Origin of the sequence: Paraburkholderia dipogonis, from assembly GCF_046027395.1 — a bacterium.
GTDB lineage: Bacteria > Pseudomonadota > Gammaproteobacteria > Burkholderiales > Burkholderiaceae > Paraburkholderia > Paraburkholderia dipogonis_A.
In genome coordinates, this window is the sequence record NZ_JAQQEG010000061.1 from 24,344 (window position 1) to 37,922 (window position 13,579).

Here is a 13,579-nt window from a genome sequence, read left to right on the forward strand (position 1 = left end):
AGCTCGCGATATAAAACGGAGCGGTCAGGCCGCCGCTCACAGGAGACAGGCATGATGTCATTTAACGACGCCTTGCGCGAAAAGCAGACCTTCCTCCGCGAAGGCGAGAAACGACTACTGATCGACGGGCAGCATGTGAGCGCGGCCTCCGGGCAGACGTTCACGTCGATCAACCCGGCTACGGGGCGCGTGATCGCGACCGTGTCCGATGGCGACGCCGTCGATATCGATCGCGCTGTCGCTTCGGCGCGCAAGGCTTTCGAAGGGCCGTGGAGCCGTTTCAAGCCGGCTGAGCGCCAGGCGCTGCTACTGCGTCTCGCGGACGTCCTCGACGAACATTACGAAGAACTGGCGTCGCTGGATACGCTCGACATGGGCGCGCCTTTGTTGCGCACGCGCGCTTCGCGCGAGCGCGCCGTCGGTCTGATCCGCTATTACGCGGGTCTTGCGATGAGCATTCATGGCGAGACGATTCCGAATTCGGTTCCCGGCAATATCTTTTCGTACACGGTGAAGGAGCCGGTCGGTGTGGTCGGCGCGATTACGCCGTGGAATGGACCACTGACCCTGGCGTTGTGGAAGATCGGTCCGGCGTTGGCCACCGGTTGCACGGTGGTGTTGAAGCCCGCTGAACAGTCGCCGCTGTCGTCGTTGCGGCTAGGGGAACTCTGCCTCGAAGCAGGCTTGCCGCCGGGCGTGCTGAACGTGGTCACCGGACGCGGCGGCGCGGGCGCGGCACTGGCCGCGCATCATGACGTCGACAAGATCGCCTTCACCGGCTCCACCCATGTCGGGCAGAAAATCATCGAGGCGTCGGCCGGCAACATCAAGCGCCTGTCGCTCGAATTGGGCGGCAAGTCGCCTCACATCATTTTCGCGGACGGCGATCTCGACGTCGCGGTGCCGGCTGCCGCGATGGCGGTATTCGCCAACTCCGGGCAGATCTGCAGCGCCGGCACGCGGCTGTTCGTGCAGGAGGCGATATACGACGAGTTCGTCGAAAAGGTCGCGGCGTTCGGCAACGCATTGCGCGTCGGCGATCCCGCCGACCCCGGCATGCAGCTCGGGCCGCTCGTCTCCGAGCAACAACTGGCGCGCGTCGCCGGCTATCTGCGCGCCGGCCAGGATGAGGGCGCGACGCTGCTCGGCGGAGGCCTGCCGGCTGGTCAATCCGAATTGAGCAACGGATTTTTCGTGCGACCCACGGTGTTCGCCAATGTGCGTGACGAGATGCGCATCGCGAGAGAGGAAATCTTCGGTCCAGTGATTTCCGCGCTGCGGTTCAGCGACGCGGCCAATGTGATCGCGCGCGCCAACACCTCGGACTTCGGCCTCGGCGGCGGCGTGTGGACCCGCAGCCTCGCCACGGCGCAGCAGGTGACGCGTGGTCTTCGCACCGGCTCGGTGTGGGTCAATTGCTACCAGGCGATGGATCCGGCGGTGCCGTTCGGCGGCTACAAGATGAGCGGTTATGGCCGCGAGTCTGGACGCGAACACGTCGAGGAGTTCCTCAATACGAAGGCGATGTGGATCAATGCATAGCCATGGATGCCATGTGCTCGTGCATCTGTCCCGACCAGCCAACCGCTCGAACCCGAAGTGCGCGATATCCGCAGCGTTATCGCGCGCGCATGTGAAAGGAGTGCCACATGCCTGCAACGTCTCCTTCTGAGCATTTCGATTACATCATCGTCGGCGGCGGTTCGGCCGGCTGTGTGCTGGCGAGCCGCCTGTCAGCGAAGGCCGCCAACCGTGTGCTTCTCTGCGAGGCGGGCGCCGACATTTCGCTCGACAACGTGCCACCCGCGATCCTCGACAGCTATCCGGGCACCGCTTATCTGAATCCAGACTATATCTGGCCGGAGTTGCAGGCGACGACTGTGCGGATCAACGGTGTAGCGGGCCGCGCACGCAAGTATGAACAGGCGCGCATCCTCGGTGGTGGTTCGTCGATCAACGGCCAGTTCTTCAACCGTGGTGCGCCGTCCGATTACGACGCCTGGGAGGCACACGGCGCGCGGGGCTGGAACTGGCAATCCGTGCTGCCATTCTTCAAGCGAATGGAAACGGATATTGACTTTCATGATGGGTTGCACGGCACCGATGGGCCGATACGTGTGCGGCGCATTTTTCCCGAGCAATGGTCTGGCCATGCGCGAGCTGTCGCCGCGGCGCTCGAGGCGCAAGGTTATGACTATTTGCCGGATCAGAACGGCGACTTCCGCGACGGCTATTTCCCCATTGCGATTTCCAATTTCAACGAGCAGCGCGTCTCGGTCGCGACGGCTTACCTCGACGCGGCAACGCGCAGTCGGCCGAATCTCACGATCAGAACCGGCACCGAAGTCGCGAGCCTGATCTTCGATGGCACGCGTTGCACGGGCGTCGTGATTCAGGAAGGCGACAAGGGCAAACGCGTGAGCGGTGGCGAGATCATCGTCTCGTCTGGCGCGATTGGCTCGCCGGCGTTGCTGCTACGCTCCGGGATCGGGCCGGTCGCGCATCTGCGCGATCTCGGCATCGACATTGTCGCGGGACTGCCGGGTGTCGGGCAGAACCTGATGGAACATCCGTCGATCGCACTGGCGTCGTTCATCGACGACGGCGCGCGTATCAACGACGTGACGCGCCACCATATCCGCGTCGGGGCCCGCTATTCGTCGAAGATCGGCGGCGCGCCGCAAGGCGATATGCTGATCCTCGGCGTAACAAAAACGTCGTGGCATGCGGTGGGCCGCCGCATCGGCACTTTGCTTAACTACGTCAACAACCCGTTCTCGAAGCGGGGCGAGGTTACGCTGCAGTCGCGCGACTGGCGAGTTCGACCCAACGTCGCACTGAACCTCCTGGACGACGAACGCGATCTGGACCGGCTCGTCGACGGTTTCCAACGCATGGCCTTGTTGCAGGCGAGTGCGAGCATGCAGACCGTGACGAAAGATCCTTTTCCCGCCAGCTACAGTGAGAAGGTGCGGCAGGTCGCGATGCTGAGCGCGAAGAACAAATTCATCACGGACGTACTGGCGAAACTGCTCGACGGCCCGGCACCGTTGCGCAGCTTCCTGATGCGGCGTGTCGTGGCCGGCGGTCCGACGCTCGACGAATTGCTCGGCGACGACAAGGCATTGCGCGCCTTCATTCGCGGTGCATGTGTCGGCGTGTGGCATGCCTCGTGTACCTGCCGCATGGGCGCCGCCGACGATCCGCTGGCCGTGACGGATGAGTTTGCGCGGGTGCGAGGCGTGCAGGGGTTGCGAGTTGTGGACGCGTCCATTTTTCCGGTCGTTCCCGGTGCCAATACGAACGCGCCGACACTCATGGTGGCGGAGAAGATTGCCGACGGGTTGTTATCGATGCAGCCGGGCGGCGGAGCGATCGCGGATAGAACGATGTCGCCGGCATGATGCCTGTGCCTTCGCCTTGGCTTGTCCGGCCGATGCCCAGTTGCCTGTTACGCAACGTCGGGCGCTGACGACTCTCAGTGTATAAACCGTCGACACGCCCGACTGCTGCGGCGCGATCGGTTCGGCCAGCTACAAAGGCAATTGATTCAGGTCCAATTCGCTTGGATTGGGTTCGACCTTGGCATTTGCCACTGCGATGATCAATGTCGGCAGCGCGGCATGGAGCGGGCATACTACCGCCGACGGGCGAAGGGCGGCTCCCGCCGACTTCCAGACGCCTCGACTCGAGCGTTCTTGAGCGGCGTCGTGAACCGGAATACCCACGAACGCGCGCCGCTGTCCGCGATCTGCACGTAAACGCCACCGCCGTCGGCGTAATGGCCCGGAGGCCACCTCCTGTGCCGTGCTGCAGCCGTTTGCCGCGTAGGCTGATACTCCGGATTGCTGCCGAAGCTGCCTATGACCGCGGGTAATGCTTCGGGTATCAATGATGGCACAGCGTTTTTCGTTCTGGCCGACACCACAGTGGCAGCGGCCGCCGGCCATAAGCCGATGGCGCGACTGGTGTCTTGCGCGGTGGCTGGCGTGCCCAACAACATCATGGGCGAAGGCCCGATCCCCGCCACGAAAATGGCGCTCAGCAAAGCCGGCGTAACGTTCGATCAAATCGACGTAATCGAGAGCAACGAAGCGTTCGTGGCGTAGGCTATCTTGGTGGCGCGTGCGCTCGAACTCGACATGGAAAAGACCAACCCGAACGGCGGCGCGATTGCGCTGGGTCATCCGATCGGCTGCTCAGGTGCTTTTCTCGCCGCTAAGGCAATCTACGAACTGCAACAGACCGGTGGCCGCTATGCGCTCGTAATGATGTGCCTCGGCGGAGGCCAAGGTATTGCGGCCGTGTTCGAGCGACTGTGAGGCCTAAGACAGGATAGGCGCCACAAAACGCGCGCCTTTCTCGTCTATCGTGGCTATTGATTTCGCTGTGTGGGTAGGATAATAGGTATGGTGCGGTTCGGCAGAGCGGCAGCGACCCCAGTAGGCACGTTGAATTGCGCCGAAGCGGCGGGGCCGTTCTGCGCGCCTGTCACGGCGGGGTTGCCGGCAAAAATGCTGATGCTCGAAGCTGGCGGCGGTGGGGGATTCGAGCCGCCGCTGCCACCGCCGCCGCACGCCGCCAGGGCGACAGCTGTGAAACCAGCGATCAGCAATGCGGTTGCGTAGCGTGCGCGCCGGCGAAAGGAGCGCGCGTGGGAAATAGAAATGGGATGCGTGTATGGGTTCATCGTCAGAAGTCGTTTATCAAAATGTTGAGACTGATGTCGCTGTTATGAAAGGCAAGACGAGCCCTTCCGCGTGAGGCGGGCACGGTGTCATGACGTGGTGACCTACAGCGACAGATCGTGAGGATGAAACGGCTTCAGGGTGTGTTCCCTTTCCTGACGGAGCCCGAGGCAAGCGGGCGGGTAGTCCGTCGGACGCAGTGGTTGTGATGAGCGTGCTCGGCTGGAACGTAAATGACACGTTCCCCGTCGACGAACCGCATCATAGGAACGGAGAATGAGAAGAGAATTATAGGAATACAAGCGGGAACACGGTGGTCGATGGTATTGACGCGAGCGACGAGGCGCTATGCGAGCGCCTTGCTCGCTTCAATGTGTGTTCCCCTCAGTGATGCCGCCGGGCATCACGGTCCGGCGGAGTGCAGCCACATTGCGAGTTCTCGAAAGGCGCGAATGGTTTGCGCCCGCAACGGATCAATGCGTCCGCGCTGCCGCCGACCGCAGCCGTTGAAACATCGACCCCCCATGGATTCAGCGACCGGCGGCGCGTTCGCCCGGGCTTGCCGCAGGAACTGCGAACCAGGATTGCCGCTTCACGCGATCTTCCTTGCCGTGCACAGAAGCGTTTCTCATCGCTCGACACAATGTCGCGTTGCAGGTCGTGCGGCCCTTGCCGGTTAACGCTCTGCTAATTCTGAATCGCTACGATGCGCAGCAGTACCGGCTGTACCGGCGCATCGTCGGTTGCTCGGCTCGTCAGCCGTGACCCCCGTGATGAATTCAATCTCTTTGTTTTATGGAGTGCACTATGAAATCCACCAAAATCCTGCTGGTCTTGATCTGTCTTGCTGCGGCTCAAGCAGCCAACGCTCAGGACAAGAAAATCAGCCCCGTAAAAATGAGCTGTGCCGAGTATGTACAGGTCGACGAGATGTATCGACCGGCCCTGGTCTACTGGGTGGCTGGCGTCGACAAGCTTGGGATCAAGGAAACGGACACGATGGTTGTCGATACGGCTCATCCTGTGGGCGAGATAGTCGCCGAAGCATGCACGAAAGATCCGCACGCTTCATTTGTTTCGAAAGTCAGATCCATGATCAAGGCGAAGAAAATTTCGCTCTTCGATCACACGTAAGGACCTGCGCGCCGCGTGAAATCGGCGGGGCACACGCGGCGCGCCGTCTTGAATTTTGTACCGGAAGGTAAACAGAGTCCGCGAGTGTTCCTCAACTCGAGGAAACGAACGGGAACGTGTGGACCTGAATCTTCAGGCGTCCGGTTTCCCTTGCCCGTTTCATTCACATGTAGGAGTCGACAATGCATAGCCTTACCTGTGAGCCGAACCACGAAGGCGAGGTCCACGATACGACGCCAGTATGTCGCGCAGCTTCGCCGACTGAATTGACTTGCATTTAAACGAACACGGTCGTGGTGAGCCACAGCTGCATTATCGGCAAGATCCGTAGAGAGCAATTTGAAACAGCTATCTGTTATCTGGAGGCGCGTTTCGGCGTTCTTCGTTCGGTAGTACTCGACGGGCAGTTTGTGGAGCGAGTGGATGCGGTACCGTTGAAACCAAGTTCCACAAGCTTCAGTTCGTCGACGAACGCATCTAATACCCTGACAGGATTGTCCTGTCCCACGTAGTCATCGACGCATTCGGGCAGTAGTACGACCTGCTTACGGTCATCGCCTTCAACGAACTGCTTCATGAGTCACCCGGTCTCAGTGCGTTGATTCAGTTTAGGCTATCAATGCGTTTCCACACGGCCTTGGCCATCAAGCGTCATTCGCCAGCCTGCCGCGCAGCCATATTCCTGGTTATGAAGCTGGACAGGCGGCTGGACCGCGTAATCAGGGTACCCACGCGCACGTTACACGAAGCGGGGACGAACCTCGGTCAATAACCCGTATAAAGCGCAAGCCAGGGAGTCAGATATGCCCATTGCGTTTGCCCCGAGATCATTGCGTCTCGTTCGTAAGCGACGGCACCAGTGGCCATAGCAAAGCGAAATCGGTATTCGATGATCGGCAACGACAGAACGGGGAAGTTTGACACCACTTCTGAATGACCGCCCGCGCAGGTGGCGTCATTCACCTCGGACAGCGACCTCAGACGCCAAGCGGACAGGTCAACCTGCTTGAAGAGCGGCTGCGCTGCCGACCTAACGGAACCCGTATCAGCGGAGACGCTCGCATCGAATTCCCCGTGTGACGTTGATCAACCGATCACAGCGAGCCGGCTCACCTTCGCCTCATTCTTCTCCAGCATGATGCTGGTCAACGCGATTCGGGAAAGTTCACGCGACCATTGATCGAGATCGTTGATCAAACCACGCCCTCCGTGCATCCGGACATGCGCCCACTATGGCGGCGCCAGCCCGATCCCCTTGCTGGTCGCACACGCCATGCGAGCGTCGCGAGAGACGTTTGCCGCCAAGGCAATCCAGGTCGGGTGCGCAGCCATTGAGTTGGCTACGCTCTGCAAATATTCCCGCTCAATTCTTAGGAGACGCAATGAACGCTACCAATTTGAATGTCCCATCGTCCCGGCGATACGGGTTCTTTGTCTGCGTGATGGCCGCGCTGGCCGGCCTGCTGTTTGGTCTGGATATCGGTGTAATCTCAGGCGCGCTACCCTTTATCGCCAAAGAGTACGCGCTTAGTGACACGCTTCAGGAATGGATTGTCAGCTCGATGATGGTTGGTGCCGCACTCGGCGCCGTGGGGGCAGGTTGGTTGTCGTGGCGGATGGGTCGCCGCTATTCACTGGGGCTAGCTGCGGTGATGTTTGTCGCGGGCTCCGTCTGGTCCGCGCTTTCCGGAAGCCCAGAGAGCATCATCGGCGCGCGACTGCTCCTCGGGCTCGCGGTGGGCGTGGCTTCATTTACGGCGCCGCTCTATCTTTCGGAAATTGCGCCGAGGCAGGTACGTGGTGCGATGATCTCAGCCTATCAGCTTATGATCACCGTAGGTATCCTAGGCGCTTTCCTCTCCAATATTGGGCTGAGTTACATCGGTAGCTGGCGTTGGATGCTCGGGGTGATTGCGATCCCCGCCGTACTGTTCCTGCTTGGCGTGCTGGCACTGCCGGACAGTCCGCGCTGGCTACTGCAGCGAAAGGGCGAGAAAGAGGCGCGAACCGTATTGAGGCGCCTGCTCGGCTCCGCAGAAGAAGTCGACGCCGAGGTTCGGGAAATCAACGCGCAGCTTGCGCAACCGGCGCAAGGCTGGAAGCTGTTTCGCACCAGCGCGAACTTTCGTCGCTCGATTGTGCTTGGCGCCACTCTCCAGATTTTGCAGCAGCTCACTGGCATTAATGTCGTGATGTACTACGCGCCTCGCATCTTTGGGCTAGCCGGTTTTGCAACGCACGAACAGCAGCTCTGGTGCACGGTAATCGTGGGTCTCGTCAATGTCCTCGCAACCTTCGGGGCCATTGCACTGGTGGACCGCTGGGGCCGTAAGCCCATTCTGTATGTGGGCTGCGCTACGATGGCTATGGGGATGGGAACGCTTGGCTGGTTGCTACATGCGGGGATTGCGGGAGGAGCTTCGCAGATCCTTGCTGTTTCCATGCTTCTCGTTTTCATTGCAGGTTTCGCGATGTCTGCGGGGCCGCTTGTGTGGATCCTCTGTTCTGAGATCCAGCCGATGCAAGGCCGCGACTTCGGGATCGCGATATCGACTTTCGTCAATTGGGCGGCGAATATGATCGTGGCCGCGACGTTTCTCAGCCTGCTTTCCACTATCGGTGAGTCTCATACTTTCATACTGTACGCATTGCTGAATATAATATTTGCCTGTGTCGTTTACCTCTTTGTACCCGAGACTCGCGGCGTCTCTCTGGAGCACATCGAGCGAAACCTGATGGCAGGTCAGCGGCTGCGGGAACTGGGCGCAAAGGCCTAGTGCGCGGGTGAATGCTCCTGGCAGTGGTCCGCCGCTCCGGGAGCATCGAGAAATGAAGTCTCTTATACGTGGTCCTCTGCAATACAGGAAGTGGCCATCATGGTCCGTTCCGAGTGGTCCGTTATCGGATTCAAAATGTAAATGGTCCAGAACGGCCTCACAAAAGGTCGGTGCCCGAACGTCGGCTATGGGACATGCTGCCGTATGGGTTAGAAAAGCGAATGGCCGTAGTACCTCGCAAGCAGCCTTTGACGCGCGCGGATACGGCCGCGAAGTTGTGGGCCGGTTATGTCTATCGCATCAGACTCTGTCCGACCAACAAGCTGCCATTCGAAACGGTAGGGTGGATCGTCGACAATGGTTCCGCTTGACCTAGTCAACCAAAGTCTAATGGGAGTGTCCAATATGAGCTGGGACGTCTCGCCGTAAATTCACTCGGCGTTCCAGGACATTCGCGGCGACGAGCAACCAGGTCCTCTGGGAACCCTTTCCGAAGTACAAACGACGGTGCCGGACGTTTTCCCAAATACGAACTGGAATGATCCAGTCTGGGGCATCTACGACGGCGAGTTTGGCTCGATTGAGTGCAACGTTGGAAAAGACGATTCGGTGCGAAGCTTGGCCCTTCTGGTGGAAGATTTGAAGCCCGCTCAGGCTCCAGTCTGTGTGAAACGTGCTGATCGCCTAAATTGAAGCAACGCATTCAGTCGGATGGCCACAGCTTAAAGGCGAGCGCCGCACCGGACGGTTCATATTTGAGGTGATTCAGGGGGGTACCTGCTCAGCGCACTTGCAGAACGTGACGCTTGGGGCGGTTGCTGCGCGACATCGAACGCAAGCTGTCTCTCCTCACTCCGTCCCGGCGGGAAGTCTGCACAACCTCGTTGCAACTGGAGCTTCGTCTGGTGAAATGTCTGTGCCTCACGCGATCCTTCCCTGCGCCTCGCTCGCGAGTGGCTTACGCAGGCGACGTAATGCTCACCTAATTCTTTCGGCGCAAATTGCTCACTTCTGTTGAGTAATACCGAGGAGAATGAAAAATGGTCGGCAATTTCACGGCACTTGCGCTGGCATTGGTGATAATGACATTGGTCGCGAGTATTACGGTCTGTATGTTTGCTTTTGAGACATTCACATGGGTGCGCGAGCGCGCCACGCGCGCGGCCCCAAATGCAGGTGGCTGGAACCGCCTGCTACCCGTCATAGTGGGCGGCGATCGAATCGCTCGCTCCCAAGATCGTCTGCACGAGCCAGACATTACTGGGGGGCAAGGTGGATCAAATCGACCGCGGCGAGCGTGAGGGCGTGAGTCGGCGGAACGCGAACGCCTCACGGCATCGGAGCGAGGTTAGGAACTGCGCCGTGCCAATGAGATCCTGACGCTGGCGCACGCATTATTCGCCCAGGCGGAGCTCGACCGCCGCCAGAAGTCCTGAAGGTCTTTATCGATCAGCGTCGCGACACCTTCGGGGTCGAGTCGATCTGCAAGGTCCTGTGGATTCTCCGGTCGAGCTACCGGCGCCATGCGGCAAGGCTTTGCGATCGCTCGTGGCGCTGTGCCCGCGCGAAACACGATGAGTTTCTACGCTCGTCGATCAAGCCTGTCTGGCAAGCCAAGATGCGCTTGCCGCGGACTCCATGCGCTTCGCGATGACGGGCCCGGAAGCGATCGGTGCCGAGCATTGTTCCAGAAAGGCTTGCGTTGGTTGGACGCGATCAAGGTGTACGGGGCATTCGCCTGCCAGGCCATGCAGCTCTGAGATTTCAATCTGCCTGATTTCATCTATGCGGCAAGACTCACCGCTAGAGATCCGCGCATGAAGGATCCAATTGGGTTCAGCCATGCTGAAAGGGGAAGATTCTCGGGGAAGTCGGGGCAGTTCATTTGTGCAGTCTTTACAGGCTTCGGCGCGTTTGCCACGGCGGGCGGGCACGCGATGTCGAGATGCATCGTAGAAACGGAATCGGCGGTCGGCCACGCGACTACACAATGTTTTGTCTACCTCAACATTTTGGGGTGATTGATTTTCGCGGTGCCACAAGAAGCACGAAGACACGGCAAAGCGCACTTCGATTTACTTGCCGTGGCATTCGAGTTGACAAAGTAATTTTCATCTAATCCAGCGGTTCTACAGTTCCGACTCGTGGTCGTCGAGCACGTCACCCACTGATCCTCCGATGATCCAGAACCCAAAACGGAACAGCGATAATGAAAGACAAACTTAAAACTGCCGACGAAGCCATTGCGTTGATTCGCAATGGGGACGTGGTGAGTTGCTCCGGCTTTGTTGGAACGGGTACGCCCGAGGAATTGATCGCGGCGCTGGAGCGGCGTTTCGTCACAACGGAAGGTCCCCGTGACCTGACGCTCGTTTTTGCGGCGGCGTGCGGCGATGGCAAGGAGCGCGGACTGAACCGGCTTGCGTACGAGGGATTGGTGCGCCGCGTAATTGGCGGCCATTGGTCGCTTGTTCCCAAGCTCGCGAAGTTGGCGACGGACAATCGGATTCAGGCCTACAACCTCCCGCTGGGCACAATTTCTCATCTCTATCGTGATTCGGCGGCTCACAAGGCAGGCACCCTCACCAAGGTGGGCCTCGGCACCTTCGTCGATCCACGGCAAGACGGCGGCAAAATCAACGCACGGACGACGGAAGAACTCGTACACGTAATGGAGATTGGGGGCGAAGAGTGGCTTTTCTACAAGGCCTTCAAAATCAACGTCGCCCTGATTCGCGGCACCACTGCCGATCCCGAAGGCAACATCACGATGGAGCGCGAGGCTCTGCTGCTCGACGCCCAGGCCGTTGCCATGGCAGCGCGAAATTCCAACGGCCTCGTCATTGCGCAGGTGGAAAGAATCGCGTCGAGCGGCTCGCTCGATGCACGGCGCGTGGTCGTTCCCGGCACGCTGGTCGATTGCGTGGTGGTAGCGCCTCCAGCGACCCATCGGCAGACGTATGCGACCGATTACAACCCTGCCTATTCAGGCGAGATCCGCGTCGCTGTCGACACGATACCGGCACTCGAACTCAACGAGCGAAAGCTGATAGCGCGGCGCTGCGCGTTCGAGTTGCCCCTGGGCGGTGTAATCAATCTGGGAATCGGCATGCCCGAGGCAGTGGCGGCAGTTGCTGCGGAGGAGCGCATACTCGATCATCTGACTTTGACTGCGGAATCCGGCGTGGTCGGCGGCATGCTCCAGGGCGGCCTCGATTTCGGCGCTGGCATCAATACGCAGGCGCTACTGCATCAGAACCAGCAGATCGATTTCTATGATGGCGGTGGCCTGGACCTCGCGTGCCTCGGCATGGCTCAGATCGACCGCGCCGGCAACGTCAATGTCAGCCGGTTCGGTTCTCATCTTGCCGGCGCCGGGGGCTTTATCAACATCAGCCAGAATGCACGCCGGCTCGTGTTCGCCGGGACGTTCACCGCCGATGGAGACGCCACCTGTGCCGAAGGTGGTCAACTGCGAATCGTAGCCGAAGGGCGTACGAGCAAATTCGTCGAATCGGTTGAGCAGATCACATTCAACGGACCGCTTGGCGCGGCAAAGGGCCAGTCAGTGCTGTACGTGACCGAGCGCTGCGTATTCAAGCTGGAGCGCGAGGGGCTGCAGTTGATTGAAGTGGCGCCAGGCATCGACATCGAACGAGACGTGCTCTCTCATATGGCGTTTCGCCCGATTATCGGCGACGTGGCGCTGATGGACCCGCGCATCTATGAATCGAAGCCCATGGATCTCGCCGCCACGCTGCAGGATCTTCAGCGGACCGATCATTGTGCTGTGACTCATAGCGGAACATCCGGCGTTCATAAAGCTGGATAGCACGGACGAGCTGACACTGTGTCATGGTCGTTTTGCTTAACCGTTCTTTTGAAATGAAAGGCGCTTCTTTCGTGCTGTTGATCCGTCGAGTTGCGATTGCGCTGTCCTTGGTCTGTTTCACTATTCAGGCGTTCGCCGCGCAAGCTAATAATCCAGAAAATGCGGTTTCAACCGTGCTCCTCAAGACCGAACGCTCGTGGGATGGCGCGTTATATAAAAGCTATCCTGCTGGACAGCCGCAGCTCACCGTCCTCAAGATTGTTATTCCCGCCCACACGACGCTACCGTGGCACCTACACGCAATGCCAAACGCTGCGTATGTGCTGTCCGGAAATTTGCATGTGGAGAGCAGGAACGGCCGCCATCAGATAATCCTACACGCGGGCGACGTTCTGCCTGAGATGGTCGGAAGCGCTCACCGTGGATACACCGACAATTCTCCCGTCGAACTCATCGTCTTTTATGCTGGAGCGAAGGGGATGCCCACTGCTAAAAAGGTGCAATGAGTATGCTAGGGGTGCTTCAGAAAACTACGGATTGCAAGGGATCTTCTTTCCGGCGGTATGAAGCGCCCGGTGCGAGCCGACGCTTTCTGCGTCTACTCATTTCTCTGCAGGCGGGTGAATCACTCAGCCTATTCCGCTTTTGCGGCCGCTGCCGTTTTTCGTCGCCACGCGCGCTGAAAGCATCGACCCGGCAGTGGCCGACATTGCGCAGATCGTCGTCGACGTCACGCGTTTGCCGAGCATCGACACGCAGTAAGCGTAGCGGCGGCTCGCGCATCAGTCGCGAAATTCATCGCACGTTGACGCGTTTTTCGACAACGCATCTGCCGCGGCGCAGCAACACGCTCGCGCCGCACAGGGTTGTCCCTGATCCCCATCACTTCAGCGTCAACTGACGCAACTCGCCAGGCCCCGCCGCTGCGCGCTCACGCCGTGGTCACGCCAAAACTTATCGATATCGACAAGAACTTCCCGTTTGACCCTCATAGGGGCCGCCTCTTAACGTGTGTTCACGGAGACAGCGTTGTGCAGCGACACGACGACATTACCGGACTACGTCAAATCCAAAGGCGAACGGAACATGAAAGAAGCATGGCAGCGCTGGGGCGCGGAGGATGAGCGCGGCGCACTCAATCTGATCGG

Annotated in this window: 7 protein-coding genes, 3 pseudogenes and 1 other annotated feature; of the genes and pseudogenes, 9 read left to right on the top strand and 1 reads right to left on the bottom strand. The window is 59.5% G+C overall.

The annotated features are described in order from the left end of the window. The first annotated feature begins 51 nt into the window (after positions 1 to 51). The 4 genes and pseudogenes from PQR32_RS38665 (at position 52) to PQR32_RS38680 (ending at position 5,822) form a co-directional block, all read left to right on the top strand. Positions 52 to 1,542: an aldehyde dehydrogenase family protein gene (locus PQR32_RS38665; protein WP_408240107.1), complete on the top strand. Its 1,491-nt coding sequence runs from the start codon at positions 52 to 54 to the stop codon at positions 1,540 to 1,542. Positions 1,543 to 1,649: 107 nt separating this feature from the next. Further along, complete coding sequence (locus PQR32_RS38670; protein WP_408240109.1) at positions 1,650 to 3,404, top strand: GMC family oxidoreductase; 1,755 nt, start codon at positions 1,650 to 1,652, stop codon at positions 3,402 to 3,404. Positions 3,405 to 3,863: 459 nt separating this feature from the next. Next, positions 3,864 to 4,322 (top strand): annotated as a pseudogene (locus PQR32_RS38675) (acetyl-CoA C-acyltransferase); the annotation flags it as partial. Positions 4,323 to 5,495: 1,173 nt separating this feature from the next. Continuing rightward, positions 5,496 to 5,822, top strand: a complete 327-nt coding sequence (locus PQR32_RS38680) for an HdeA/HdeB family chaperone (RefSeq protein ID WP_408240112.1) — start codon at positions 5,496 to 5,498, stop codon at positions 5,820 to 5,822. Positions 5,823 to 6,219: 397 nt separating this feature from the next. Here PQR32_RS38680 and PQR32_RS38685 read toward each other — a convergent pair. Next, positions 6,220 to 6,399 (bottom strand): annotated as a pseudogene (locus PQR32_RS38685) (IS5/IS1182 family transposase); the annotation flags it as partial. 805 nt (positions 6,400 to 7,204) lie between these two features. On the opposite strand from PQR32_RS38685, the gene PQR32_RS38690 reads away from it, so the two are divergent. The 5 genes and pseudogenes from PQR32_RS38690 (at position 7,205) to PQR32_RS38710 (ending at position 12,937) form a co-directional block, all read left to right on the top strand. Then, positions 7,205 to 8,599 carry a sugar porter family MFS transporter gene (locus tag PQR32_RS38690; protein WP_408240116.1) on the top strand — a complete coding sequence of 465 codons (1,395 nt, stop codon included), beginning with the start codon at positions 7,205 to 7,207 and terminating at the stop codon, positions 8,597 to 8,599. A 221-nt stretch (positions 8,600 to 8,820) separates the two neighbouring features. Then, the gene (locus PQR32_RS38695) at positions 8,821 to 8,970 is read left to right on the top strand and encodes a hypothetical protein (protein ID WP_408240119.1); all 150 of its coding nucleotides are present in this window, start codon (positions 8,821 to 8,823) and stop codon (positions 8,968 to 8,970) included. A gap of 835 nt (positions 8,971 to 9,805) precedes the next feature. Beyond that, positions 9,806 to 10,238 (top strand): annotated as a pseudogene (locus tag PQR32_RS38700) (IS3 family transposase); the annotation flags it as partial. After that, positions 9,990 to 10,105, top strand: a sequence feature (AL1L pseudoknot). Its footprint overlaps the pseudogene before it by 116 nt. Positions 10,239 to 10,808: 570 nt before the next feature. Beyond that, a complete protein-coding gene (locus tag PQR32_RS38705) occupies positions 10,809 to 12,431 on the top strand; it encodes an acyl CoA:acetate/3-ketoacid CoA transferase (protein WP_408240122.1) in 1,623 nt (540 codons plus the stop codon). A gap of 23 nt (positions 12,432 to 12,454) precedes the next feature. Next, positions 12,455 to 12,937: a cupin domain-containing protein gene (locus PQR32_RS38710; RefSeq protein ID WP_408240125.1), complete on the top strand. Its 483-nt coding sequence runs from the start codon at positions 12,455 to 12,457 to the stop codon at positions 12,935 to 12,937. Positions 12,938 to 13,579: the final 642 nt, after the last annotated feature.

Bases quoted from the DNA above. Each gene is read 5' to 3' on its own strand.
- PQR32_RS38670 (WP_408240109.1), top strand. From the start codon at position 1,650: ATGCCTGCAACGTCTCCTTCTGAGCATTTCGATTACATCATCGTCGGC.
- PQR32_RS38695 (WP_408240119.1), top strand. From the start codon at position 8,821: ATGGCCGTAGTACCTCGCAAGCAGCCTTTGACGCGCGCGGATACGGCC.
- PQR32_RS38690 (WP_408240116.1), top strand. From the start codon at position 7,205: ATGAACGCTACCAATTTGAATGTCCCATCGTCCCGGCGATACGGGTTC.
- PQR32_RS38705 (WP_408240122.1), top strand. From the start codon at position 10,809: ATGAAAGACAAACTTAAAACTGCCGACGAAGCCATTGCGTTGATTCGC.
- PQR32_RS38710 (WP_408240125.1), top strand. From the start codon at position 12,455: ATGGTCGTTTTGCTTAACCGTTCTTTTGAAATGAAAGGCGCTTCTTTC.
- PQR32_RS38665 (WP_408240107.1), top strand. From the start codon at position 52: ATGATGTCATTTAACGACGCCTTGCGCGAAAAGCAGACCTTCCTCCGC.
- PQR32_RS38680 (WP_408240112.1), top strand. From the start codon at position 5,496: ATGAAATCCACCAAAATCCTGCTGGTCTTGATCTGTCTTGCTGCGGCT.